The sequence below is a fragment of the Maribacter sp. 1_2014MBL_MicDiv genome (assembly GCF_001865655.1).
Taxonomy (GTDB): Bacteria; Bacteroidota; Bacteroidia; order Flavobacteriales; family Flavobacteriaceae; genus Maribacter; species Maribacter dokdonensis.
Genome location: NZ_CP011318.1, coordinates 1,347,358 through 1,371,964, shown reverse-complemented (window position 1 = coordinate 1,371,964; position 24,607 = coordinate 1,347,358). Strand labels below are relative to the sequence as shown.

Below are 24,607 nucleotides of genomic sequence, written 5' to 3'. Positions count from 1 at the left end.
AAATATGATATGTTCCGATGGCCGTTTAACAAAAAATTAATCGCAAGCCCATTAAATGGCATGGTTTTTTCTTTACCTTAGAGGTTTAAGTGGCTTTTACCACTACTGTAAACCCTCAAATTCGGAGATATTGAAAAGGAAAGTAAAAGATAATTTTATGAAAAGAAATTTAGCCTACGTACTGTTATTGATGTTAGCGGCAGTTGCATCATGCAGTTTTACCAATAAGAATTTTGAAAATGACGATAAGGATAAATTATTGTTGGATCTCATCACTTACGTACTTGAAAAGGGGCACTATGAGCCAAAAGCATTGAACGACGATTTTTCCGTTCATGTATTTGAAGACTTCATAGATGTCATAGATCCTACCAAAAGATATTTTTTAGCTTCGGATATTGCCGAGTTCGAAAAATATAAGTTTCAAATTGATGATGAAATTAAAAATACCGACATAACTTTCTTTAATATAGTTTATGAAAGATTAATGGAACGTATGAATGATGCAAAGGGTATTTATAAAGAGGTTTTGGAAACTCCTTTTGATTATTCCGAAAATGAAAGCATCAGTATAAAGTATGATGAAGAGCCTTTTGCGGCAAATAGGGAAGAGCTTAAAGAACGTTGGAGAAAGCAGTTGAAATATGCTACTTTGGGTACTTATGATTCTAAGATTTCTCACATGGAGAACAAGGAAATCGAAAGTACTGATGAACATGATCATACTGCTCATTCACCAAAAGAAGCCGAAGAACAATCTAGAAAATCTACGGAAACTACATTAGATGAGTTTTTTGATTTTGTTGGTGATTTAGAGCGCAAAGATTGGTTTGTACAATACATCAATACCATAGTAGATGAGTTTGATCCACATACATTCTACTTCGCTCCAGAAGAAAAAGAAAAGTTTGATACCAGCATGTCTGGTAAATTTGAGGGTATTGGAGCAAGACTTCAGAAAAAGCCGGAAGGTGCAAAGATTGTAGAGATCATTTCTGGCGGACCAGTTTGGAGAGATCAACGATTAGAAGTTGGTGACGAAATTATCAAAGTTGGTCAAAATGGTGAAGAACCTATCAATATTGTTGGTATGCGTTTAGATGATGCCATCAAATTAATTAAAGGTGCACAAGGTACCGTTGTAGATTTAACGGTAAGAAAAGTAGATGGGTCATTAGATGTGGTTTCATTGACAAGAGATGTTGTAGAATTGGAAGAGTCATATGCGAAATCTGCCAATATCATTAAGGGACAAGAGAAATTTGGGATTATAAATTTACCAAAGTTCTATGTTGATTTTAATGATTATAGCGAAAGAAACGCAGCTACAGATGTAGCCAAAGAAGTAGAGCGTTTAAAGGAAGAAGGCATGGAAGGTCTTATTTTGGATTTACGTGATAATGGTGGTGGATCTTTAAAGACCGTTGTTGAAATGGCAGGTCTATTTATAAAAGATGGACCAATTGTTCAGGTTCGTTCTAAAGATAAGGGTAAAGATGTATATGATGATAAAGACGAAAGAATACAATGGGATGGTCCTTTGGTTATTCTTGTAAATGAATTGTCTGCATCGGCCTCTGAAATTTTAGCTGCGGCAATGCAAGATTACAAAAGAGCAATCGTAATTGGTAGTAAGCAAACATTTGGTAAAGGCACGGTACAAAATGTAATACCGCTGAACAATATGTTGCGTAGTAATGAACATGGAGATTTGGGAGCTATTAAAATTACGACCCAAAAGTTCTACAGAATTAACGGCGGTTCTACACAATTAGAGGGTGTAAAAAGTGATATCATTGTTCCAGATAGATATAGTTATATTGATTTAGGCGAAAGAGATCAATCCAATCCATTAGGGTGGGATAAGATTACTCCTGCGGATTATAAAGCTTGGGATGGTTATATAGATTACGAAAAAACTATTGCCGATAGTAAAAAACGTATGGCCAACAGTCCTCAAATTAAATTGATCGAAGAAAATGCCAAATGGTTAAAGGCTGAACAAGACGAGACGGAAATTTCTTTGAATTATGATACCTATAAAGAAGAAAAAGACAAGGATAAAGAACAATCTGATTATTTTAAAAAGCTAACGGATTACGATTCACAACTTACCTTTCAATCTTTAGGATATGAGGAACAATTATTTACAAAAGATTCAGTTTTACGTGAAAAACGTAATAGATGGCATAAAAATCTAGCCAAAGACGTTTACGTTGAAGAAGCGGTAAATGTTTTAGAAGATTTAAAAATGAATAACATTAAGCAAGGCAAATTGGCAAGTGTTAAGAATTAAAGAGTTAAATAAGCTATTAAAGCCGCTACATATTTATGCAGCGGCTTTTTTTTTGAGTTAGATATATTTTGCGAATTGTGGTTTTCCAAATTCAGCTAATTCATTATTACTATTTCGAATTTTTCTGCTTTGAATATAGGTTACAAAAAGTAGCACTATACATACTACTGCAGATGCACCGTTACCATCTTTCACGGCTAAATGGGCTAAGGCACCTAAGGTGTAGTTCATGAAAAAACCTGCGTATACCCACTCTAAGGTCCAGTGAGATTTGTTCAACAAAATCATGGTTAAACCAATAAATTGACAAACACCTAAAATGTAAATAAGATATATAGGATAACCTAGTTTAGTGAAGGTTTCTGAAACCGTATTAAAATTTATGACGGAGTTAATTATAGAGCCAATTACCGCTATAGCAAAAAGCCCTAGGGCAATATAGTAGAATGTTTTTTGAGATTTCATAATAAGTAAGATTTTAGGGTTACTATGTCTCAAAAATAAACTCACCTATGAAATGAAATTGACATTCATAGGTGAGCGGAAAATTTCTATAGATAAATAGAAATTTATGATCGTTAGGCAGAAAACAGTATTATTTCAGCAGTTTATCTGCATGTAGCTGCCTTAATTTTGCCAATTTAGGGTTAATGACCACTTGGCAGTATCCTTGTTCAGAATTATTTTTATAATAATCTTGATGATAATCTTCTGCATCATAGAATATGCCAAGCGAGCTTAACTCGGTAACAATGGGCTTTTCATACACCTTCTGCATTTCACTTAAGACCATATCTGCTTTTTGCTGTTGATTGGCATTGTGATAGTAAATTACCGATCTATATTGCGTTCCGGTATCTGCCCCTTGTCTATTCAAAGTCGTAGGGTCATGCGTGGTCATGAAGATAATCAGTATATCTTCATATGTTATTACAGCTGGATCAAAAGTAATCTGTACAACCTCTGCATGTCCGGTAAGACCAGAACAGATTTCTCTATACGTAGGTCTTCCAGGGGCTTTGCCACCTGTATATCCTGAAACTACTTTATGAACACCTCTTACTTCTTGAAAAACGGCTTCTGTACACCAAAAACATCCACCGCCAACCGTAGCAACTTCAAAATTAGTATTATCCATTAGCTTCCTCCTTTTCTAATTGCATAGATTCAGAATTAATGCAGTACCGTAATCCGCTTGGTTCTGGTCCGTCAGGAAAAACATGTCCCAAATGGGCATCGCAAGTATTGCACATAACCTCTACCCGTATCATTCCAAAAGAGGTGTCTTTGTGATATTTTATGGCGTTTTCTTTAATAGGTTGCGTAAAGCTTGGCCATCCTGTACCAGATTCAAACTTAATAGTTGAATCGAATAAAGGTGTGGCACAACAAACACATTCATATTTGCCTGCTTCATGCGCAGAACATAAGGCACCTGAATGCGGGGCTTCGGTTCCTTTTTTACGAGTAATTTTAAATTGTTGGGGCGTAAGTACATCTTTCCATTCCAGTTCGGTTTTTTCAACCCTTTGGTCTGGTTCAGGATTACCATTTACTGAAAAATGAATAACATCTTTCCAAGTTAACATCATAATATTTCCTTTCGTTTTAGACTTATTATACTGGTTTTATTGGTCGGTAAATTGCTTTGATTCTTACAAAATTACGGTAATTTTGGCGCATGGCATACCGTAATAAAAATAGAACTATTTATAGCGTTCTAATTCTTGTTTGCGTAGTTGGTTTTTGGTTGTTTGATAATTTTTATACCCCAGCTACGTATTTGAAAACAGATACAGATAATGGTCCCAATGATTTTCCAAAAGAGTTATTACCCGAGTCCACCACCGGAGAAATTGTAAATCATTCATTTTTTACCCTGTCTTATAATGAACCATATGAGCAAGCAGAGTGGGTAGCTTATGTGTTGGATAAAAGTCATTTGACGTATGATGATAGAAAGCGACCATATTTTATTGAAGACCCGTTTGTATCATCAAAATCTGCCGATTGGCGTAATTATAAAGGGTCTGGCTATGATCGCGGGCATTTGGTACCGGCTGGTGATCGTAGGTTTTCCCTACAAGCTTACAATGAAACCTTTTATACCAGTAATATAAGTCCGCAAAATAGGGAGTTCAATGCTGGTATTTGGAACGATTTAGAGCAACAGACAAGACGATGGGCAAAACAATATGGCACTTTGTATGTATTTACTGGTGGTGTATTGGAAAAAGGTTTAGAAGAAATAGGGGAAGAAGATGTTGATGTTCCTGATCATTTTTATAAAATTATTGCCAGAAAAAAAGATGATAAGATATACACGCTTTCTTTTTTAATCCCCAATAAATCCCAATTCACATCGCTCAGAAATTTTGTGGTATCTGTGGATGAAGTTGAAAAAGCTACGGGTATTGATTTTTTTAACCAAATATCAAAAAAACAACAAAGTGCTTTTGAGGGTAGTAAAAGTACGGTGGGCTGGAAATTTTAAAAACCTTCTTTTAATCTATTGGTATCTAGTCTTAAGAATATAAAAAGTAAAATTGTAAAAAATAAAAGACCAGATCCCCCATAACTAAAGAAAGGCAAGGGTATACCTATAGTAGGTAAAATACCTATCACCATTCCAATGTTGATGAAATAATGAATTAAAAGGATAGATATTACACCGTAACCGTACATACGGGCAAAGGCATTTTTTTGACGTTCCGCCAATGAAATCAATCTTAGGAACAACACCGAGAACAGAACTATTACGGTAGCCGTACCCAAAAAGCCCCATTCTTCCCCAACGGTGCTAAAAATATAATCTGTATCCTGTTCAGGTACAAAGTCACCTTTTGTTCTTGTACCTTCTAAAAAGCCTTTACCAAAAAATCCTCCAGACTCAATTGCTTTTTCAGATTGGTAGGTATTGTATCCGATAGACTTTCTAATTTGCTCCAATTTTTTTGGATCTTTCTCCAATCTTAACCATAGCCCAAAACGGTCTCTATGGCGTTGTTCAAAAACATTGTTGAATACAAAGTTTACCGAAAGGGAGAAAAGTATAACTGCAGCATACGTTAGGCTAAGTGGTATAACGGGAATTTTGAAAGTTTTCTTTTTTAGTGCAAATAAAATTATGGTAAATAATACCATACCGATTACAAGCCAAACCGTACCATACATTAGGGTAATAACAAATACGAGAATTAAACTTACTAGCACTACTAAATAATAGAGTGGTAAGCCTTCTCTAAAGATGACAAATATTAAGGCAAAGAATACCAAGGCACTACCAGGGTCCGGTTGTGGTATGATCAATAATGCGGGTACTATAATAATTAGTAACGCATAAAATTGATCTTTTCTTCTTTTGATATCTGTTTGTATATCACTTAAGTATTTTGCTAACGCCAAAGCAGTAGCCACTTTAGCTAGCTCAGAGGGTTGCAAATTGAAAAAACCAAGATCATACCAGGAAGTTGCTCCGGCAATGGTTTTACCAAATACGAACAATCCAAGTAGGGAAACCATTGAAATAAGGTAGAAGAGGCTAGAAAATCTTTCGTAAAAATTGACCTCCAATGCTAAGATAATAACAATGGTCACTAGACTTACCCCTATGAAAAATAGTTGCTTTCCATATCTGGTGCCAATGTCGAATATAGAACTACTGTCATCTGTAAAGGTGCTGGAATATATATTGATCCAGCCAATGAGCACCAGTGCAAAATAGATGAAAACACTTAGCCAGTCTATTCTTTTGAGTATACTTCTACCAGACACGCTCGTTTATTTTGAACTCCTCCCCACTGTAGGGTTTCGCGTATTCGGCTTCCAATGTTTTTTCCAACATTCTTTTTTCCAAATCCTTTCTGGAAATTTCTCCTTTTAGGTATTTCTCTATCATAAGCGTGGCAATGTGGCCAGCATATCTAGAGCCAAAGTATCCATTTTCAATATAAACGGCGATGGCAATTTTAGGGTCGTCTACAGGTGCAAATGCCACAAAAACGGAATGGTCCGTCAATTGGGTACGTACACCATCTATTTTGGTAAAATTCTCCGCCGTACCAGTTTTTCCTGCTACTTCTATTCCTGGTATCTGTAACCATCTTGCAGTACCGCTTACATAAACATCTGCCATACCTTGAACTACCGGCTCAAAATATTTTGGGTCGATCGTTGTGTGCTTTGCTTCGGTAAATTTTGGTTCTGTAATATCCTTGCCTTCAATTTTCTTTAAAATGTGCGGTGTAAAATAGTGCCCTCTGTTGGCAATGGCAGCTGTCATGTTCGCTAATTGTACAGGAGTTGCCAATATTTCACCTTGCCCTATAGAATTTGAGATAATATAAGACGAACTCCATCTATTATCCCCATACCACTTGTCATAATATTCTTTACTAGGAATACGACCTCTTTGACCAAATGGCAAATCGTAACCTAAATAATCGCCTAGACCAAAGCTTCGCATGTGTTTTTCCCACACATCCATGGCTTCATCCGTAGTTTCGAATTTTTCGAATATTTTTCTGAAGGCACCCGCAAAATAAGCGTTGCATGATTGAGATATTCCGTTATTTAGTTTTCTTAAACCTCCACCACAGTGACATCCTCTTTTTTTCTTGCCCACATAAAAACCGTGATAACACTGAATGGTCGTAGACTCATCCAAAACCCCTTCTTGAAGGGCGATGAGTGCGTTCAGCGTTTTAAATGGTGATCCAGGGGGTTGCTGTGCATGAATGGATCGGTCCCAGGTAGGGTTCGCTATGGTATCGTTATAAAGTTTAGTATAGTTTTTTGAACGTTCTCTGCCAACCAATAATGCAGGGTCGTATGTTGGCCCGGAAATCATGGAGAGAATTTCTCCTGTAGCAGGTTCTATAGCTACAATACCACCTCTTTTTCCGTTCATTAGGGTTTCACCATACTCTTGTAAGGTTTTATCAATGGTAATGCTAATTTGTTTTCCTTGCTCAGGTAAAGTATCTAATTCCCCATTTTTATATGGACCAATATCTCTATTGAATCTGTCTTTTTGTATGTATTGCACACCCTTTCTTCCTCTTAAAAGGTCTTCGTAATAACGTTCTACTCCAGTTCTGCCTTTTAATTCACCTTGTACATAATACTTGTTAACGGCAAGATCTCCTTCGTTTACCTCGCTAATATACCCAAGAACATTGGCTGCACTGGGCGTGTCGTAATAACGTAAAGATCTTTTTTGAATATAAAAACCTTTGTATTTACGCATTTTCTCTTGGAGCTTAGCATAATCTTGTTTTGATAGTTGAGGTACAAGTACAGAAGGAAGTCTAGGGGAGTATACTCTTGCTTTTCTTAGTTTTTCAACGAATTTTTCTTTTTCTATGCCTAAAAGCCCACAGAACTCTAAAGTGTCCAGAGCCTTTACTTCCCTTGGTATGACCATGACGTCATAAGCAGGATCATTACCTACCAATAGATGACCATTACGATCGTATATGTAGCCACGTTCTGGATAATCATAAATAGCTTTAATTGCGGGGTCTTCTAAAACCTGTTCTGCAGAAAAACTAAAAATTTGCAAATAGGATAGCCTTCCCAAAAAGGTAATTGCGATTACAATGATAATAGATGATAAAAGAATTTTTCTCATTCTTTTTTAGTGCTGAATAACGTACTGAACAAAATGCCTAATATCAACGTGGAAATACCCACTACGACTGTTTTTTGTAAAATTAACAAGCTATTTGCAAAGCTGAAAATTTCTAAAGTGAAGTATACCAAGTGATGTATTATAATCAATAACGCTAAAAACGTAAATTGTTGTGCCTTAGTGCTATTGTTTAACTTAAAACTTTGAAATTCATAATTGACACCAAAGACAAAACGCATAATGGTTGGTCTTAAATAGGCTATGGTTACTGTGGCCGCTGCGTTAATGGCAAGTGTGTCAGAGAAAATATCTACGCAAAGACCTAAGAAAAAACATAGAAGTATAAAGGTAGTTCTATTTTGTTTGATAGGATACCAGTAAAGAAAGAGAATGTAAACCAGTGGGTTTATATACCCAAAAAAATTCAATTTATTGAATACTAGTACTTGTACCAGTACCAATAAAATAAATCGGAGTACAATTAAAAATGTCGTACTATTGATCATTGGCCTCTGTTTCTGCTTCTAGTTCTAAAACTTCTTTGCGATTTAAATTTTTAATGATGTATATAGTCCCAATATTGGTCATGTCATTGAACAGTTCTACATTAATAAAGTAGAAACTTTTAGAATTGTCCAAATCAAAACTTTTAATGGTTCCTATAGGTATATTCTCCGGGAAAATGCTACTCATGGCTCCCGTTACAATGGTATCGCCAATGGTTAATGGCACCAATCTTGGAATGTCAATTAGTTGAACAACATTATAGTCGGTCGTGTTTTCCCAAACTAAAGATCCAAAGTGGTTAGAATTTTTGATTTTAGCGTTTATGGTAGATTTGTCACTTAAAATACTCTGCACGGTAGAAAAATTATTTGATGTATTTTCCACGATGCCAAGAATACCTTTATCAGTTATAACACCCATATCTTGTGCAATACTATCGTTTTCACCTTTATTGATAGTTATATAATTACGTTGATCGGCATAGCTGTTATTAATTGCCCTACCTCTAATTATTTCATAATTAACAGAAGTAGAATCTATTCTTGAAGGCGATAGTAATACGTTGTTGAATAGCCTATCCCTAAGTCGTTTGTTTTCCTCTATCAGCCTGTTGTTTTCTTCCCTTAATCCAAAATAAGAAGTTATATTATCTGAGAATGTATATATACTTCCAGTAATATAGTTGGAGGAATTTAAAAATTTAGATTGATGGTACGAATGCGATTGAAATGTAAAAATGAATGAAATAAAGAGCAAAAAAAGGTATAGTAAGAAAATCTTATTCCTAATTAAAAAATTTATGATCTGCTGCATTCACCTCTAAATTTTTACTCAATAATTGAGATTTGAAATTAACTCTCGTTAGTTAAGTTCTAACAAGTATTAACTTGTAAAACATCATCATAACCACTATTAAATGATTTTTAAACTTTACTAAAGGTTGTTTATCGTGAAGTTAAAAAGTTATTCTAAAAAAAAGAACTTCTTACTTGATCAATATACTCTTATAGCGTTCTAGATTTTTTAATGCAATACCGGTACCACGAACAACTGCACGTAACGGATCTTCCGCGATATACACAGGTAGATCGGTTTTTTGTGATAGCCTTCTATCCAGACCGCGTAGCATAGAACCGCCACCGGCAAGATAAATGCCTGTATTGTAAATATCGGCAGCTAATTCTGGTGGAGTTTGGGATAATGTTTCCATTACCGCATCTTCTACACGCAAAATAGATTTGTCAAGAGCTTTAGCTATTTCTCTATATGAAATTTGAACTTGTTTTGGCTTTCCTGTTAAAAGATCGCGTCCCTGAACCGACTTCTCATCTGGCGGAGATTGTAGGTCTTCGGTAGCCGAACCTATTTCTATTTTAATGGCTTCTGCAGTACTTTCACCTACATAAAGGTTATGTTGGGTACGCATGTAATAAATAATATCGTTGGTAAATACATCACCTGCAATTTTAACAGACTTATCACAAACAATACCACCAAGTGCAATTACGGCAATTTCAGTAGTACCACCCCCTATATCAACAATCATGTTACCTTTTGGTTGCATAATGTCTAAACCTATACCAATAGCTGCTGCCATTGGTTCGTGGATCAAATACACCTCTTTACCGTTAACACGTTCTGCGGATTCTTTTACGGCACGCATTTCTACTTCTGTAATTCCACTAGGAATACAAATAACTAAACGCAATGCTGGTGGAAACCATTTTTTCTTTAATGCCGGAATATTCTTAATAAACATCATCAACATTTTCTCAGAAGCGTCAAAATCAGCTATTACACCATCTTTCAATGGTCTAATAGTTTTGATATTTTCATGGGTCTTTCCTTGCATCATGTTGGCTTCTTTACCAACTGCAATGATTTTACCGCTAATTCTATCTCTAGCAACTATTGACGGACTGTCAACAACTACCTTGTCATTATGAATTATAAGGGTGTTCGCTGTACCTAAATCTATAGCTATTTCCTCGGTCAAGAAATCAAAAAATCCCATATGTGATGTTTAAATTTTAGATAAAAGGGTGTATTTCATCGACAAAAGTAATGAAATTAATGCTTGAAATGACGTGTGCCTGTCATCACCATTGAAATTTTGTGTTCGTTGCAATAATCTATGCTTAATTGGTCTTTTATAGATCCGCCTGGTTGAATTACACTGGTGATTCCTGCTTTATCGGCAATTTCAACACAGTCTGGGAACGGGAAGAATGCATCACTTGCCATAACCGCTCCTTTAAGGTCAAAATTAAAAGACTCTGCTTTGTGTATTGCTTGGTTTAAGGCATCTACTCTACTGGTTTGACCGGTACCACTTGCGCAAAGTTGTTTGTTTTTGGCTAAAACAATGGTATTGGATTTTGTATGCTTACAAAGTTTTGATGCAAAAATTAGATCTTCTAACTCTTGATCAGTAGGTTTAGTGGTAGTTGCATTCGTAAGGTCAGCAATAGCATCTGTTTTATGATCTTTTTCTTGAAGAAGCATACCGTTTAAACAAGTTCTTACTTGCATTTCTGGCATGTCAACTTCATTTTGGATCAAGATGATTCTGTTTTTCTTTCCTTTTAAAATTTCCAATGCCTCAGCATTGTAGCTTGGAGCTATAACTACCTCGCAGAATAATTTATGTATTTCCTCTGCTGTAGCCTTATCAATTTCTTTGTTACTGATTAAAACACCGCCAAAAGCAGATACGGGGTCACCGGCTAAAGCGTCTACATAAGCTTGGTGTAACGTGTCTCTTTGTGCTAGTCCGCAAGCATTGTTATGTTTCAAAATAGCAAAGGTTGGTGCGTCATTTTTAAACTCTAGCATTAAGTTTACAGCTGCATCAACATCCAATAGATTGTTATATGATAATTCTTTACCGTGAAGCTTGGAGAACATTGCATCAAAATCACCAAAGAAGAATCCTTTTTGGTGAGGGTTTTCTCCGTAGCGTAAAACCTTACCGGAAGTTTCACTGACTTTAAGCGCGGCTAAATCATGGTTTTGGTTGAAATAATTGAAAATAGCAGTATCGTAGTGGGAGGAAACATTGAAAGATTTAGCAGCAAAACGCTTTCTATCTTCTAGGCTAATGTTTCCGTTATCTGCAGAAATAACTTCAAGAAAATCAGCATAATCTTCCATAGAGGAAACGCAAGTAACATCTTTAAAGTTCTTGGCTGCGGCACGTATAAGCGAAATACCACCTATATCTATCTTCTCAATGATATCTTGCTCAGAAGCACCACTGGCAACCGTTTTTTCAAACGGATACAGATCCACAATAACAATGTCTATTTGCGGAATTTCGAACTCTGCCAACTGGGCAACATCACTTTCGTTATCCTGTCTGTTTAAAATACCGCCAAATACTTTTGGGTGTAAAGTTTTAACTCTTCCTCCTAAAATAGAAGGGTAGCTTGTTACATCCTCTACGGGAACAACGTCTATTCCTAAATCAGTGATGAATTTTTCGGTTCCTCCAGTGGAGTAAATAGTGATTCCTAATTCTTGAAATTTTCTTACTATCGGCTCTAATCCGTCTTTATGAAAAACTGAAATTAAGGCTGAAGACGCTTTTTTTACACTGCTCATTGTATGATGCTTAAATGTTTTTAATAAGCAAGCAAAAGTAATTTTTTTGCGGTTACAAAATGGCGTAGTTTATCAACAAAAAACCTAAAGTTTTAAAGAATTTTGGCTACTTCAAAATTAACGAATTCCAAAAAGCTCTCATCTGCCTTTGTAAATGGGTCTGGAGTATTGGAATCTATGTCTATTTGCCCAATGTTTTCGCCATTTAAAAATAAGGGTATAACTATTTCTGATTTCACGGTAATACTGCAGGCTATGTAGTTGTCTTGGGCCTGTACGTCTGGCACCACAAAATTTTCATTACTTTCTGCAACCTGCCCGCAAATGCCTTTGCCAAAAGGAATAATGGTATGGTCTGTTGGTGCACCGGCGTATTGGCCTAGTTTTAGTTCGCGCTTGTCCCCGTTTTTAAAATAAAACCCTACCCAATCATAATGTGGTACTTCGGCTTTTAGAAGTTCACAAATGGCTAGCATTTTTGCATCCGGAGTTTTGTTTGAGTCTATAATGGAGCTTACTTGAGGGCGCAATAAATTGAACATACCTTTTTTTGACAAAAATACATATTGTTATTGTGTAACAATAGACTCTAAAACAAAAAAAGAGGATGTATTTAAACATCCTCTTTTTAACTATTTGATTATGATTTAAGATTATGGTTGAATCTTTACATCGAATTCAATAAAATCGTTATTGTTGAAGCCAGGTTCTATGGCTGTAATTTTAATTAAACCTTTTTTGCCGTAATTATCTACAAATTCAATAATATCGCCTACACTTAAGTTCGTGATTTTTTGGGCGCTAGAACTTGTGATAAAATTTAATTCACTGTTTAAGGCTATTGCATCAAATGCAGCGACATCTATTGTTGTAGAAGTTGCAAAAAACATTTGGTTCAATGTTTCGGTAGCGGCATTCTCTTCCTCTGCGCCAGGCTTAAGTCCTTCTACATCAAATCCAAAAGAAGCATCATATTGTTCCGTTGAAGCAAAAGAAGCGTTGTCTTCTGCAGAAGGGCCGGAAGCACCGTAGTAGTATCCAAAATCCCAGAAAGCTCTAAACTCAGGCCCTACATCAATTCTATATACAGTTTCATTTAATAGGGAAAAGAAAGATTCCGTTGATCCATCTTGTGCAGGGGCAAATAGTTTAATATCTGTAAATTCCCTAACTGCAGCTACAGGGTTTGCGCCTGTACCTACGGTAACTGTAATTTGACCTACTCCTAGTGCCAATCTTTTTGAGCTATCTCGAAAATCACCTTTGCCTGTAGTGGTCCAAAATGAGTAAACAATTTCACCGTTTTCAATATCTGGTACAGGAAGTGGAAATGAAAAATCTATTTCTTTCTTGGTGGCGCCATCTAAATCTAGAGAGCCGTCTGCTTTCAGTGCTTTGTCAAGATCATCACTTTTCAAATCAAAAGAACTAAAAGGCATTTCACCTTGACCTAAGTAATTTTGTGTAATATACATTCTACGTTGAGTAGTGGCATCTGAGGTAAAAATAACCCTACCGGTTACATTCGTGCCCGCTTCTCCGCTAGCAGAGGCAGAAGTTATGTTAGATGAAGGTACGGCCTCATTGAAAACTATTGTTGCTACCTCCGGTTCATCAGTGTCATCGCCATCATCACCGCCAGTGTTATCTGGTATTGGGGTGTCAAAAACAGATCCGTCGTCTGAACTACAACTGCCTATAAAAAGCGCAATAGTGCAAATAAGAAAAGTGGTTTTTAATTGTTTTTTCATAATTGTTAAAAATTTAGTTATTGGTTATTACGTTAATGTGTTCAGTGCTTTTAACTTGAAAAAAGTTTTTATCGTATATGTTTTGCAATATTTCTTAATGAAATTACTAGGGATTTAATGTCTTGTACTAAATTTCATTAAATATGTGATTTTTAATTTTTTATAATCTGTAACTTTGTAGTCATGAAAAATTTGTTTCATAAGCTGTTTTCCTTGACAATGGTATTTCTGTTGTTGTTGTCCACTATTTCGTGGACGGTAGAGAAGCATCTTTGTATGGGGCGTGTTATGGATGTTGGTGTATTTACACATGCAGATGATTGTTGTTTGGGATTAGATGCTTTGTCAACAAGTGATGAGCCAATTGAAGATAAAAAGCCTTGTTGTGATAATGAAGTGTTTACCATGCAAGGGCAAGATGATTTGACTTATCATGAAACAGATTTAGATTTCCCTTTAAAGATATTTTTATATTCTTATGCAAGTACCTATTTAGGCTTGTTTGTAGAAACGGAATATGATATTCTTTGTAATGTAAATCCTCCTCCTATACTCACAGAGGATTTACATATTCTTCACGAAGTTTTTTTAATTTGATTCCAAGAGATAATGGTATTTAATGCCATGTCGTAAATTGTAGATACCCGTTAAAAGTTAAATATTCCTTGCTGGAACTCATGTAGGTGGCATGGTCTCAATATTTAAATTTTATGTCTTAGTGTACAGGATGCACAGATTAGGGAATAAATGAAATGAAATACTTCGAATAAAAAATAATGAATAAATATATAGTAATACTAATAACGGCTATGCTGCCTGCTTTTATATTTTCGCAAGAACAAGAAAAGGTGGACGGTGTGGTCTTAGATTCAGAAGGCTCAAATGCGCTTAGTCTTTCTGGTGCCAATGTGTATTGGCAAGATTCCCAAACGGGAGTGGTAACTAATTTTGATGGTGAATTTTCCATACCTTATTTAAGAGGGCATAATAAATTAATTATTAGTTATGTAGGTTTTGAAAGTGATACGTTGGTTATAAATGAACCTAAGACAATTCGTATTAGTTTAAAGCCTTCAAATGAGCTAGATGAGGTGGTGGTGCAACAAGAGCGTGATGCTATTCAGAAAACCTATTTTAGTCCGCAGAATGTGATTACGGTAAACAGCTATGAGCTTTTGAAAGCGGCCTGTTGTAATTTGGCGGAAAGTTTTGAAACCAATCCGGCTATTGACGTAAACCTGTCCGATGGGCTAACGGGAACCAAGCAAATTGAAATGTTAGGTTTAACCAGTCCGTATTTATTGATAACCCAAGAGAATATTCCAATGGTGCGCGGTGCATCGCAGGCTTATGGCTTAACGTTTACACCAGGTACGTGGATAGAAAGTATTCAAATAACCAAAGGGGCTGGTAGTGTTGTTAATGGCTATGAAAGTATTTCAGGGCAAATAAATACAGAGCTCGTAAAGCCGTTAACCGATAATGCCGTATTTGTAAATGGATATGTAAATCAAAATGGGCGTTATGAATTGAATACCCATTTCAATAGAAAGTTAACGGATAAGTTGAGCACAGGACTTTATGTTCATGGTAATACCAGAACGCAAAAAGAGGATGACAATAATGACGGATTTTTAGATGCACCCTTGGGTAAGCAAATAAATGTAATGAACAGATGGCAATATCAAGATGCCGAAAAAGGATGGGTTAGTTTCTTCAATATTCGTTTTTTGAATGATGAAAAACAAGTAGGGCAAGTGGATTTTGAGCCAGATATGGATAGGGTAGATGGTGGAAATAAGTCACTGAGCGGAGCCGAAGTTCTTGCACTGAGCGAAGCCGAAGTGTGGGGAAGTGAAATCAATACCCGCCGGTTTGATACGTCAATTAAGTTAGGTTATGTTTTTCCGGAATTGCCTTTTCAAAGTCTGGGTTTTCAAACTTCTTACAGTTTACATAAACAAGATTCCTACTTTGGATTTAGAACCTATGATATTAACCATGAAAGTTTGTATAGCAACCTCATATTCAATTCTATTATAGGTGATACTAGAAATAAGTTCAAAACCGGTATTACTTTCGCTTACGATGGCTATGATGAATTGGTGTCGGCAACAGATTACTCTAGAGTAGATAATTCTGTAGGTGCATTTATGGAGTACAGTTATGAGAATTTAGAAAAAGTGAGTTTAACCGCAGGTTTACGTGTAGATAATCATAATAGATTGGGAACATTTGTGACACCAAGATTTCACATTAGATATACACCATGGGAAAAAGGAAGTTTACGGGGGTCTTTTGGTAGAGGTAAAAGGGCCGCCAATATTTTTGCCGAGAATCAGCAGCTATTTGGCTCTGCAAGAACCATCAATATTGCCAGTACAGATGGAGAAGTTTATGGTTTGGAGCCGGAAGATGCATGGAATTATGGAGTAAGTTTTTTGCAAGGATTTAATTTCTTGAACAAAAAAGGTGATATTACTTTAGATTATTACATCACTGATTTTAAGAATCAGGTAGTGGTAGATTGGGAGAACCCTCAGGAAGTTTCTTTCTACAATTTGGATGGTGATAGTAGTGCCAAGAGTTTTCAGGTTGAGGTGAATTATGAACTATTACCACGTTTAGACTTAAGAACATCATATAAATTCTATGATGTTTCAACAGACTATAGAAGCGGAAACCTTCAAAAACCCTTACTGGCGCAACATCGATTTTTTGTTAATTTAGGGTATGAAACCGAAGCCAAGGAGAACGGATCTCAGTGGAAATTTGATTATACCTTGCATAGTATGGGGAAGAAAAGATTACCAGATACAAGTAGCAACCCTGTAGCGTACCAGTTGGCTGAGTATTCATCGCCTTATAACCATATGAATGCTCAAATTACCAAGGTGTTCTCAAAAAGTGTTGAGGTATATGTAGGAGGTGAAAACCTTTCTGATGTACAGCAAGACAACCCTGTTTTAGGGGCAGATGATCCGTTTGGTCCAAATTTTGATACTACAATAGTGTTTGCGCCAATTATGGGTAGAATGTTCTATGCAGGCTTTAGATTTAAAATTTAATTTATCAATTAATATACATACTATGAAAACAACTATTTTATCCATTGCAATGATGCTAATTGCCGTGATAACCTATGCACAAGAGAAGAATAAGAAAATGACATTTGATGTCAATGGTAAATGCGCCATGTGTAAAGAGCGTATTGAAGAAGCTGCGCTGAATGTGAAAGGAGTAAAGTATGCAAACTGGAGCATACCAACGCACCAGTTGGATATTATAATGGATGAGCGCAAAACCGATGCAATGAAAATAAAAACGGCTATCGTTGCCGTTGGTCATGATACCAAAGAATTAAAAGCAACAGAAGAAGCTTATAATAGTGTGCATCCTTGTTGTAGATATAGGGAAGACAATTCTGATGATGGTCAACATCATGATGGTAACTAGATAATTGCTTGGTTTAGAGTGAGGTTTTGAAAAGAAAAAAATGGGTGAAATTTTAGTTAATCTTTTGCCAACAAAATAATAACCGATCAAAATCTGAAATACATTAGCTATAGATTTATTTTTAAATTCTATACCAATGGCACAAGCAAAATCAGCAGGGAAACCAGCTGCAAAGCCTGCACCGGCAAAAGCTGGTAAAAAGGCTGCTCCAAAAGCTGCTCCTAGAAAGAAGTAGTCTAGTTATTGCCTTTAGAAGGCATACTGTTTTGGACATGAAAACCACCTTCTGTAAATAAAGAAGGTGGTTTTTTTGTTGCTCATATTTTAAAATGAAAAAAACCGCTCTTGATATTTCAAGAGCGGTTTAAATTTTAAAGTCCCCTTTGGGGATTTAGGGGCTTTTACATCATACCTGGCATTCCGCCACCGCCACCCATTGGAGGCATAGCTGGAGCATCTTCTTTAATATCTGTTAAAGCACATTCAGTAGTAAGGATCATTCCAGAAACAGAAGCTGCATTTTCTAATGCTACTCTAGTTACTTTCTTAGGATCGATAATACCTGCTTTCATCATTTCAACATACTTTTCAGACTTGGCATCGTATCCGTAATCACCTTTACCTTCAAGTATTTTGGCGATAACTACAGAACCTTCACCACCTGCGTTAGAAACGATAGTTCTTAAAGGAGCTTCAATGGCACGAGCTACAATTTGTAGACCTGTAGCCTCATCTTCATTATCGGTTGACACTTTAGAAAGAACAGATTTTGCTCTTACCAATGCAACACCACCACCGGCAACAATACCTTCTTCAACGGCTGCTCTTGTAGCGTGTAAAGCATCATCAACTCTATCTTTTTTCTCTTTCATTTCAACTTCAGAAGCAGCACCAACATAAAGTACGGCAACGCCACCGGCTAATTTAGCTAAACGCTCTTGAAGTTTTTCCTTATCATAATCAGAGGTAGTTGTCTCTATTTGAGATTTGATCTGGTTAACTCTAGTTTTGATATCTTTTGCAACACCGCCACCATTTACAATAGTAGTGTTGTCTTTATCTATCTGTACTTTTTCGCAAGTACCTAGCATGTCTAAAGTAGTGTTGTCTAAAGAGAAACCTCTTTCTTCAGAAATAACCGTACCACCAGTTAAAATTGCGATATCTTCTAACATTGCCTTTCTTCTGTCACCAAAACCTGGAGCCTTAACAGCAGCAATTTTTAAAGAACCTCTTAATTTGTTCACTACCAATGTAGCCAATGCTTCACCATCGACATCTTCAGCTATGATTAATAATGGCTTACCAGATTGAGCTACTGGCTCCAATACTGGTAATAAGTCTTTCATTGAAGAAATTTTCTTGTCGAACAACAAGATGTATGGGCTGTCTAATTCAGAAACCATTTTTTCTGAATCGGTAACAAAGTAAGGAGAAAGATATCCTCTGTCAAACTGCATACCTTCAACAACATCAACGTAAGTATCTGTTCCTTTGGCTTCTTCAACGGTAATTACACCTTCTTTACCAACTTTACCGAAAGCTTGAGCGATCAAATCACCAATAGTTTCATCGTTGTTGGCAGAAATAGAAGCAACTTGTTTAATTTTCTCGGAAGAATCACCTACTTTTTTAGATTGTTTGGCTAAATCGGCAACGATAGCTTCAACAGCCTTATCAATACCTCTCTTTAAATCCATAGGGTTTGCACCTGCAGCAACGTTCTTTAAGCCTTCTTTTACGATAGCTTGAGCAAGAACGGTAGCGGTAGTAGTACCGTCACCTGCTAAATCATTGGTTTTAGAAGCAACTTCTTTTACCATTTGAGCACCCATGTTTTCTAATGGATTCTCTAATTCAATTTCTTTTGCTACGGTAACACCATCTTTGGTTACTTGTGGAGCTCCGAATGATTTGCTGATAATAACGTTTCTACCTTTTGGTCCTAATGTTACTTTTACTGCGTTTGCCAATGCATCAACACCTCTTTTAAGGCCGTCTCTAGCATCTATATCAAACTTAATATCTTTTGCCATTTTTATTTGTTGTTTAAATTTTGACCCAATGATATGTCTTAGGTCATTAAAATTATTAATTATCTATTTCGTGAAAATTAAAAGGTCTTAGGTTTTATGCCCAAGCCAAATGCTATTTTTAGATAATAGCTAGAATATCACTCTCTCTCATCATCAAGTAGTCCGTACCTTCTAATTTTAATTCGGTACCGGCGTACTTTCCGTAAAGAACTGTATCTCCAACTTTAACGGTAACACTGTCATCTTTTGTACCAGGACCCACAGCAACAACTTTACCTTTCTGTGGTTTTTCTTTTGCGGTATCAGGAATGTAAAGTCCAGATGCAGTTTTAGTCTCAGCTGCCATTGGCTCAATAAGAACTCGGTCTGCCAATGGTTTGATATTAACTTTAGCCATAATTATTAATTTTTAAATTGATTTTTAGTTTTGTGCAAATGTAAAGGCAGAAATTATGCCATTGCCTTTTTACTGACAAATTGTAAACAAAAAATGCCAGCTTGTCATAAGCTGGCATTTTAAATATATTGTAGTGTGTATTCTATAAACTATCTGAAGGCGTAGCTTCATTTGTAACTGGTGGTGTTACCTCCTCAGGTAATGTTTCAGGAACTACGGTTTCAATGTCGTCACCTTGTAATAATTTAGAATCTGCATCGCCAAAATTGCCTTTAAGTGCAATGTTAGATGCTAAAATTAAAACTATTAATAAACCAGCTAGCGTCCAAGTACTCTTGTCTAAAAAGTCACCTGTTTTTTTTACTCCGCCAACTACTTGGTTTCCACCTCCGCCAAAAGAAGAGGAAAGTCCGCCACCTTTTGGGTTCTGTACCATGATCACTAATACCAACAATAAGCAAACGACTATGATAAGTATTAGGAAAATTGAAAATGTACTCATTCTAAATTATTTATTATCTTTTCGTAATTTTTCTACCGCCTTAATTCGGTCTGCAAAGAAACTACTTTTTTCTGGATATTTCAAACTTAAAATTTTGTAGGCCTGAATAGCGTTTTTATACTTTTTTTGTTCCAGGTAAACCCTTGCTAAAGTCTCTGTCATTAGCTCGTTCTGGTTAATGGTAGATGACTGTGAAATGTCTATGGTTGTACTTTGTTCCGTAGGTACAATTTTGGGGTTGGAAGCTATGAACTTGTCAATACGGTCATATTTCTTTTTGATGGCCTCGTTTTTTACCCTTGGTTTTTTTACAGGTTTGTCTGTTGTCTTTTTTTCTTTGACACTGTCTGTATTTTGGCTTTCTGCCTCTACCTTGTTTTCTGCAATAACGGTTTGTTGCTTTTTGGTGTCGTCCTCTTTTGAAGGAGTGGAATCTTCTTCAACTGATTTTTCTAAAGGTTTTTTGGAGGCAAGGCTTAGCCATTCTGAAAAAGAATACTTCTCTTTGGCATCAAAAGTTAGAGGTTTACCAATGTCTAGCGCATTTTCTTCTTCGGTATTATCAGGGTTTTTAGATTGAAACAACTCCGGATCCAAAATTTGCTCTGCATCTTTTTCGTCTTGTGGTAGGGGGTTGTCTTGAGATGGTGTAATAAAAGAAGGTGTAGGTGCTTCTTCAATAGGATCATTTAGATCTTCAGTTTCTTCAGTGGGGCTACTTTCATTTGTGGTAATTACTTCATCAGAAATGTCAAGAGAATCTGTGTTTTCTTTAGTTTCAGTTGAATGAACTAGTGTTAGGTCTTTATTTTCTTCTTGAACTTCAATGGCGTTATTGACCTCAATTTCGGCAATAGTTGCCGTAGCTGTATCATATTGTAAAAAGTCTCTAGATGTAATGAAATCAAAAAGCACATCTCTATCTGTCGTAAAAGCAGCCGTTGCTTTTAGAGCTTTGTTGTATTTGTAGCTGTTTAAGTTTTTGAGTCCTTTTAAGTGAAGTGCCCGTGCAGCTTGAAAATAAGGATACTCGGCTATAATATCTTCTAAATGTTTGGTATGAATGGGTTCTACCACTTTGGTAGGGTTTTCTAGAAAATATGTAAAGTCCTTAACGTTCATGTAATTACCAGTCTGCCAAAGAGGCGTTGAAAATATCTTGGGTTAGTCTTTCAAAAATTACCTCGTGGGCTTCACTTTTTATAGTTGCTAACTGTGTGTCTGCAGGGTAGTCGTAAAAGAAAGAAAAGCTTTGATCAAACGCGGCATCTTCTTTCAACTGATTATAGAACCTGACTTTAACCCGTATAGAAAGCCTGTTTTGCGCTGCTGTTTGCGCTGCAGTTGCAGACATTGGTGAAATTTTATATTCTGTAATTTCACCTTCGTATAGTAAATCTGGATTGCCCGTACTGATCAATTCTAAGCTGGTTTGGTTTTGAATTCTATCTTGCAATGCAAGTGTGAAGTCTCTATCCATACCAGGTTCAAAAGTAGAACCAGGACTTTGAGTGGCATAATTTTGAAAATAATTGACCTTAAAGGTTTTTGCTTCACCCACATTTCCGCCAGTGAAATTGTATACGCCACAACTTAAAAATAAAAATACAGGAAGTAGGTATAGTATGGATTGTTTAAGATATCTCATTGAAATGCGATTCATTTAATGTTAAAGGTCGTATTGTTTTATTTTGCGGTAAAGTGTGCGCTCAGAAATACCTAACTCAGTTGCGGCTGCCTTTCTTTTTCCTCTGTTTCTTTCTAATGACTTTTTAATCAATTCTACCTCTTTCTCCTGTAAAGATAGGGTTTCTTCTTCTTGAATTTCTTCGGCAAAATGATATTTGTCTTCGTAAGAATCTTGAATAATAGATGCTTCTTCGTTTTTAGGTTCGGGTAAGTGCAGAACGTTTAAAGAAGTATCATCTTGGGTGTTATGATCAAAATCAACATCCTCATCATCTTCATTACCATAGATTTTACGTATAAGGTTTTCATTCTCTTTTTGAACTTTTTGAGAATCATTGTTCTTAAGTAGCTCCATGGTCAACTTCTTAAGATCGTTAAGGTCACCTTTCATATCGAACAAAACCTTGTAAAGGATTTCTCTTTCGTTGCTGAAATCACTTTCAGATTTAGAATTGGAAACTACCGCAGGTAAATTGCTTGTATTGTTGTTAGGTAAATATCCGTGCAGGGTAGATGCTGTAATGGCTCTGTTTTCTTCAAGGACAGACACTTGTTCAGCAATATTCCTTAACTGACGGATGTTACCCGGCCACCTATATTTGGTAAGTAAAGAAACGGCATGGTCATCTAGTCTGATCGTGGGCATCTTGTATTTCTGACTAAAATCAGATGCAAATTTTCTGAACAATAGATGAATATCGTCTTGGCGCTCACGTAAAGGTGGTATGTTGATTTCAACGGTACTTAGTCGGTAATAAAGGTCTTCGCGAAAGCGTTCTTTTTTAATCGCCTCGAACATATTAACATTTGTGGCCGCAACAATGCGTACATCTGTTTTTTGAACTTGGGAGGAGCCAACTTTTAAAAATTCTCCGTTCTCCAATACACGTAATAAACGAACCTGTGTGGTTAAAGGTAGCTCGCCAACCTCATCTAAAAATATGGTGCCGCCATCGGCAACTTCAAAATAACCACTTCTGGTTTGTGTTGCACCTGTAAAAGCACCTTTTTCATGACCAAAAAGTTCACTGTCTATGGTGCCTTCCGGTATGGCTCCACAGTTGACCGCAATATATTTAGCATGCTTTCTGTGAGAAAGCGAATGAATAATTTTTGGTATCGATTCTTTACCTACACCGCTTTCACCGGTAACCAAAACAGAAATATCTGTTGCGGCAACCTGCATTGCTTTTTCTAGAGCACGATTCAATTTTGGGTCTTGCCCAATAATTTCAAAACGTTGTTTTATACTTTGTATGCTTTCCATATAAAATGGCTACTAAAAGTTAATTATTGTCAGAGTACCCAACAGCAAGACCTTTTAAGGTTGCTGAAGTGCAATCATTGATTTGAACATTTACAAAATCCCCTATTTTGTAGTTTTCCTTAGGAAAAACAACTACGGTGCTTTGAGAGTTTCTGCCCATCCACTCATTTTCGGATTTTTTAGAGGTTCCTTCGATCAGGACTTCTTGAATTTTACCTACGTGCTTTTCCGTTCTAAATTGACAGTGGCTTCTTTGTAGGGCTATAATTTCAGAAAGACGTCTCTTTTTTATAGGTTCAGGAACATCATCTTCCATTTTTCTGCCTGCTAAAGTACCTGGTCTTTCAGAGTAGGCGTACATATAACCAAAGTCATATTTTACATATTCAAGCGCTTTTAAGGTATCGGCATGGTCTTCCTCTGTTTCTGTTGGAAAACCGCTAATGATATCTTGGGAAATAGCGCAGTCAGGTATTATTTTTCTAATGTTGTCTATGAGTTCAAAATACTCTTCAATAGTGTGTAAGCGGTTCATTTCCTTTAGAATACGATTGCTTCCACTTTGAACGGGTAGGTGAATATGGTTGCAAATATTCTTATGTGCCGCCATAGTCTTTATAACATCCAAGGTCATATCTTGAGGGTTGGATGTTGAAAAACGTATACGCATTTTAGGGTAGGCAAGTGCTACCATATCTAAAAGCTTAGAGAAATTGGTAGCGGTGGCTTTTTGCATTTCAGATGCATTTTCAAAATTTTTCTTAAGTCCGCCGCCATACCATAAATAACTATCTACATTTTGACCAAGTAATGTAATTTCTTTAAAGCCCTTTTGCGAAAGCTCTTGTATTTCGGCAAGAATGGACTGTGGGTCTCTACTTCTTTCCCTACCTCTGGTAAAAGGGACTACGCAAAAGGTGCACATATTATCGCATCCTCTGGTGATAGATACAAAAGCCGTTACGCCGTTGGTGTTTAATCTAACCGGTGCAATATCACCATAAGTTTCATCTTTGGAAAGAATGACGTTAACGGCATCTCTGCCAGAATCTACTTCTTTAATCAAGTTGGGTAGATCTTTGTAGGCATCTGGTCCAACGACCATGTCCACTATTTTTTCTTCATCTAAAAGCTTGTCTTTTAATCTTTCTGCCATACAGCCAAGAACACCAACTTTTAAATGGGGTCTAGATTTTTTTACTTTATTGTATTCCGTAAGTCTTTTACGTATAGTCTGTTCAGCTTTATCTCTAATAGAACATGTATTTACAAGTACTAAATCTGCTTCTTCTAACGTTTGGGTGGTGTTAAAACCTTCGGTCGCTAGTATAGAAGCTACAATTTCACTGTCCGAAAAGTTCATGGCACAACCGTAACTCTCAATATAAAGATTACGTTTATTCGTCTCTTTTCCTTCTACTACCAAAGTTGTGCCCTGCACATTTTCGTCTATGGTTTTCTCCATTTTTGT

The 24,607-nt window shown here is 36.3% G+C and carries 23 protein-coding genes; 5 read left to right on the top strand and 18 right to left on the bottom strand.

The window, feature by feature from the left end; translation table 11 throughout:
• The first annotated feature begins 157 nt into the window (after positions 1–157).
• The gene (locus YQ22_RS05640) at positions 158–2,296 is read left to right on the top strand and encodes a carboxy terminal-processing peptidase (RefSeq protein WP_071342513.1); all 2,139 of its coding nucleotides are present in this window, start codon (positions 158–160) and stop codon (positions 2,294–2,296) included.
• Between the two features lie 57 nt (positions 2,297–2,353).
• Here YQ22_RS05640 and YQ22_RS05635 read toward each other — a convergent pair whose 3' ends face one another.
• The 3 genes from YQ22_RS05635 to msrB all read right to left on the bottom strand — a co-directional run bounded on the left by YQ22_RS05635 (position 2,354) and on the right by msrB (position 3,885).
• On the bottom strand, positions 2,354–2,761 hold the full coding sequence (locus YQ22_RS05635) for a DoxX family protein (RefSeq protein ID WP_071340395.1): 408 nt from the start codon (positions 2,759–2,761) through the stop codon (positions 2,354–2,356).
• Positions 2,762–2,891: 130 nt separating this feature from the next.
• Positions 2,892–3,434, bottom strand: a complete 543-nt coding sequence (msrA, locus tag YQ22_RS05630; RefSeq protein ID WP_071340394.1) for a peptide-methionine (S)-S-oxide reductase MsrA — start codon at positions 3,432–3,434, stop codon at positions 2,892–2,894.
• The gene (msrB, locus tag YQ22_RS05625) at positions 3,427–3,885 is read right to left on the bottom strand and encodes a peptide-methionine (R)-S-oxide reductase MsrB (protein ID WP_071340393.1); all 459 of its coding nucleotides are present in this window, start codon (positions 3,883–3,885) and stop codon (positions 3,427–3,429) included. The genes msrA and msrB overlap by 8 nt, the downstream gene beginning before the upstream one ends.
• Positions 3,886–3,977: 92 nt before the next feature.
• Here msrB and YQ22_RS05620 point away from each other — a divergent pair, with 92 nt between their 5' ends.
• Positions 3,978–4,790 carry a DNA/RNA non-specific endonuclease gene (locus YQ22_RS05620; protein ID WP_071340392.1) on the top strand — a complete coding sequence of 271 codons (813 nt, stop codon included), beginning with the start codon at positions 3,978–3,980 and terminating at the stop codon, positions 4,788–4,790.
• Here the strand turns inward: YQ22_RS05620 and rodA are convergent.
• The 8 genes from rodA to YQ22_RS05580 all read right to left on the bottom strand — a co-directional run bounded on the left by rodA (position 4,787) and on the right by YQ22_RS05580 (position 13,789).
• A complete protein-coding gene (rodA, locus tag YQ22_RS05615) occupies positions 4,787–6,070 on the bottom strand; it encodes a rod shape-determining protein RodA (protein WP_071340391.1) in 1,284 nt (427 codons plus the stop codon). The two genes, YQ22_RS05620 and rodA, sit on opposite strands and share 4 nt — an antisense overlap.
• Positions 6,060–7,928 carry a penicillin-binding protein 2 gene (gene mrdA / locus YQ22_RS05610; RefSeq protein ID WP_058105057.1) on the bottom strand — a complete coding sequence of 623 codons (1,869 nt, stop codon included), beginning with the start codon at positions 7,926–7,928 and terminating at the stop codon, positions 6,060–6,062. The genes rodA and mrdA overlap by 11 nt, the downstream gene beginning before the upstream one ends.
• Positions 7,925–8,434, bottom strand: a complete 510-nt coding sequence (gene mreD / locus YQ22_RS05605; protein ID WP_058105058.1) for a rod shape-determining protein MreD — start codon at positions 8,432–8,434, stop codon at positions 7,925–7,927. Before mreD ends, mrdA begins: the two co-directional genes overlap by 4 nt.
• The gene (gene mreC, locus YQ22_RS05600) at positions 8,424–9,248 is read right to left on the bottom strand and encodes a rod shape-determining protein MreC (RefSeq protein ID WP_071340390.1); all 825 of its coding nucleotides are present in this window, start codon (positions 9,246–9,248) and stop codon (positions 8,424–8,426) included. The genes mreD and mreC overlap by 11 nt, the downstream gene beginning before the upstream one ends.
• Before the next feature lie 172 nt (positions 9,249–9,420).
• Positions 9,421–10,449 (bottom strand): rod shape-determining protein, encoded by a 1,029-nt coding sequence (locus YQ22_RS05595; protein WP_027066022.1) that lies wholly within the window; start codon positions 10,447–10,449, stop codon positions 9,421–9,423.
• 56 nt (positions 10,450–10,505) lie between these two features.
• Entirely contained in the window at positions 10,506–12,038 is a 1,533-nt protein-coding gene (gene purH / locus YQ22_RS05590) for a bifunctional phosphoribosylaminoimidazolecarboxamide formyltransferase/IMP cyclohydrolase (protein WP_058105060.1), read from the bottom strand.
• Between the two features lie 92 nt (positions 12,039–12,130).
• A complete protein-coding gene (locus tag YQ22_RS05585; RefSeq protein ID WP_071340389.1) occupies positions 12,131–12,580 on the bottom strand; it encodes a GAF domain-containing protein in 450 nt (149 codons plus the stop codon).
• A gap of 111 nt (positions 12,581–12,691) precedes the next feature.
• The gene (locus tag YQ22_RS05580; RefSeq protein WP_071340388.1) at positions 12,692–13,789 is read right to left on the bottom strand and encodes a hypothetical protein; all 1,098 of its coding nucleotides are present in this window, start codon (positions 13,787–13,789) and stop codon (positions 12,692–12,694) included.
• Positions 13,790–13,972: 183 nt separating this feature from the next.
• Here YQ22_RS05580 and YQ22_RS05575 point away from each other — a divergent pair, with 183 nt between their 5' ends.
• The 3 genes from YQ22_RS05575 to YQ22_RS05565 all read left to right on the top strand — a co-directional run bounded on the left by YQ22_RS05575 (position 13,973) and on the right by YQ22_RS05565 (position 17,245).
• Entirely contained in the window at positions 13,973–14,386 is a 414-nt protein-coding gene (locus YQ22_RS05575; protein ID WP_156894537.1) for an HYC_CC_PP family protein, read from the top strand.
• Positions 14,387–14,565: 179 nt separating this feature from the next.
• On the top strand, positions 14,566–16,857 hold the full coding sequence (locus YQ22_RS05570; RefSeq protein WP_071340387.1) for a TonB-dependent receptor: 2,292 nt from the start codon (positions 14,566–14,568) through the stop codon (positions 16,855–16,857).
• Positions 16,858–16,879: 22 nt separating this feature from the next.
• On the top strand, positions 16,880–17,245 hold the full coding sequence (locus YQ22_RS05565) for a heavy-metal-associated domain-containing protein (RefSeq protein ID WP_058105147.1): 366 nt from the start codon (positions 16,880–16,882) through the stop codon (positions 17,243–17,245).
• Positions 17,246–17,646: 401 nt separating this feature from the next.
• Here YQ22_RS05565 and groL read toward each other — a convergent pair whose 3' ends face one another.
• From groL to miaB, 7 genes are all read right to left on the bottom strand, one after another.
• Entirely contained in the window at positions 17,647–19,281 is a 1,635-nt protein-coding gene (groL, locus tag YQ22_RS05560) for a chaperonin GroEL (RefSeq protein ID WP_058105064.1), read from the bottom strand.
• 118 nt (positions 19,282–19,399) lie between these two features.
• Positions 19,400–19,678, bottom strand: a complete 279-nt coding sequence (locus tag YQ22_RS05555; protein ID WP_036156781.1) for a co-chaperone GroES — start codon at positions 19,676–19,678, stop codon at positions 19,400–19,402.
• Positions 19,679–19,820: 142 nt separating this feature from the next.
• The gene (gene secG / locus YQ22_RS05550; protein ID WP_058105065.1) at positions 19,821–20,180 is read right to left on the bottom strand and encodes a preprotein translocase subunit SecG; all 360 of its coding nucleotides are present in this window, start codon (positions 20,178–20,180) and stop codon (positions 19,821–19,823) included.
• A 6-nt stretch (positions 20,181–20,186) separates the two neighbouring features.
• Complete coding sequence (locus YQ22_RS05545) at positions 20,187–21,302, bottom strand: hypothetical protein (protein ID WP_071340386.1); 1,116 nt, start codon at positions 21,300–21,302, stop codon at positions 20,187–20,189.
• Between the two features lie 4 nt (positions 21,303–21,306).
• The gene (locus tag YQ22_RS05540; protein ID WP_058105067.1) at positions 21,307–21,828 is read right to left on the bottom strand and encodes an LptE family protein; all 522 of its coding nucleotides are present in this window, start codon (positions 21,826–21,828) and stop codon (positions 21,307–21,309) included.
• 21 nt (positions 21,829–21,849) lie between these two features.
• Positions 21,850–23,136 (bottom strand): sigma-54 interaction domain-containing protein, encoded by a 1,287-nt coding sequence (locus tag YQ22_RS05535; RefSeq protein WP_071340385.1) that lies wholly within the window; start codon positions 23,134–23,136, stop codon positions 21,850–21,852.
• Between the two features lie 19 nt (positions 23,137–23,155).
• Complete coding sequence (gene miaB, locus YQ22_RS05530) at positions 23,156–24,601, bottom strand: tRNA (N6-isopentenyl adenosine(37)-C2)-methylthiotransferase MiaB (protein ID WP_071340384.1); 1,446 nt, start codon at positions 24,599–24,601, stop codon at positions 23,156–23,158.
• Between the last annotated feature and the right edge of the window lie 6 nt (positions 24,602–24,607).

Excerpts from the sequence above, each read along its gene's own strand:
- YQ22_RS05575 (WP_156894537.1), top strand. The coding sequence starts at position 13,973 with ATGAAAAATTTGTTTCATAAGCTGTTTTCCTTGACAATGGTATTTCTG.
- YQ22_RS05565 (WP_058105147.1), top strand. The coding sequence starts at position 16,880 with ATGAAAACAACTATTTTATCCATTGCAATGATGCTAATTGCCGTGATA.
- YQ22_RS05570 (WP_071340387.1), top strand. The coding sequence starts at position 14,566 with ATGAATAAATATATAGTAATACTAATAACGGCTATGCTGCCTGCTTTT.
- msrA (WP_071340394.1), bottom strand. The coding sequence starts at position 3,434 with ATGGATAATACTAATTTTGAAGTTGCTACGGTTGGCGGTGGATGTTTT.
- secG (WP_058105065.1), bottom strand. The coding sequence starts at position 20,180 with ATGAGTACATTTTCAATTTTCCTAATACTTATCATAGTCGTTTGCTTA.
- msrB (WP_071340393.1), bottom strand. The coding sequence starts at position 3,885 with ATGTTAACTTGGAAAGATGTTATTCATTTTTCAGTAAATGGTAATCCT.
- groL (WP_058105064.1), bottom strand. The coding sequence starts at position 19,281 with ATGGCAAAAGATATTAAGTTTGATATAGATGCTAGAGACGGCCTTAAA.
- YQ22_RS05620 (WP_071340392.1), top strand. The coding sequence starts at position 3,978 with ATGGCATACCGTAATAAAAATAGAACTATTTATAGCGTTCTAATTCTT.
- YQ22_RS05545 (WP_071340386.1), bottom strand. The coding sequence starts at position 21,302 with ATGAACGTTAAGGACTTTACATATTTTCTAGAAAACCCTACCAAAGTG.
- YQ22_RS05535 (WP_071340385.1), bottom strand. The coding sequence starts at position 23,136 with ATGGAAAGCATACAAAGTATAAAACAACGTTTTGAAATTATTGGGCAA.
- YQ22_RS05640 (WP_071342513.1), top strand. The coding sequence starts at position 158 with ATGAAAAGAAATTTAGCCTACGTACTGTTATTGATGTTAGCGGCAGTT.
- YQ22_RS05580 (WP_071340388.1), bottom strand. The coding sequence starts at position 13,789 with ATGAAAAAACAATTAAAAACCACTTTTCTTATTTGCACTATTGCGCTT.
- mreD (WP_058105058.1), bottom strand. The coding sequence starts at position 8,434 with ATGATCAATAGTACGACATTTTTAATTGTACTCCGATTTATTTTATTG.
- YQ22_RS05595 (WP_027066022.1), bottom strand. The coding sequence starts at position 10,449 with ATGGGATTTTTTGATTTCTTGACCGAGGAAATAGCTATAGATTTAGGT.
- miaB (WP_071340384.1), bottom strand. The coding sequence starts at position 24,601 with ATGGAGAAAACCATAGACGAAAATGTGCAGGGCACAACTTTGGTAGTA.
- YQ22_RS05635 (WP_071340395.1), bottom strand. The coding sequence starts at position 2,761 with ATGAAATCTCAAAAAACATTCTACTATATTGCCCTAGGGCTTTTTGCT.
- YQ22_RS05540 (WP_058105067.1), bottom strand. The coding sequence starts at position 21,828 with ATGAGATATCTTAAACAATCCATACTATACCTACTTCCTGTATTTTTA.
- YQ22_RS05555 (WP_036156781.1), bottom strand. The coding sequence starts at position 19,678 with ATGGCTAAAGTTAATATCAAACCATTGGCAGACCGAGTTCTTATTGAG.
- mrdA (WP_058105057.1), bottom strand. The coding sequence starts at position 7,928 with ATGAGAAAAATTCTTTTATCATCTATTATCATTGTAATCGCAATTACC.
- purH (WP_058105060.1), bottom strand. The coding sequence starts at position 12,038 with ATGAGCAGTGTAAAAAAAGCGTCTTCAGCCTTAATTTCAGTTTTTCAT.
- YQ22_RS05585 (WP_071340389.1), bottom strand. The coding sequence starts at position 12,580 with ATGTTCAATTTATTGCGCCCTCAAGTAAGCTCCATTATAGACTCAAAC.
- mreC (WP_071340390.1), bottom strand. The coding sequence starts at position 9,248 with ATGCAGCAGATCATAAATTTTTTAATTAGGAATAAGATTTTCTTACTA.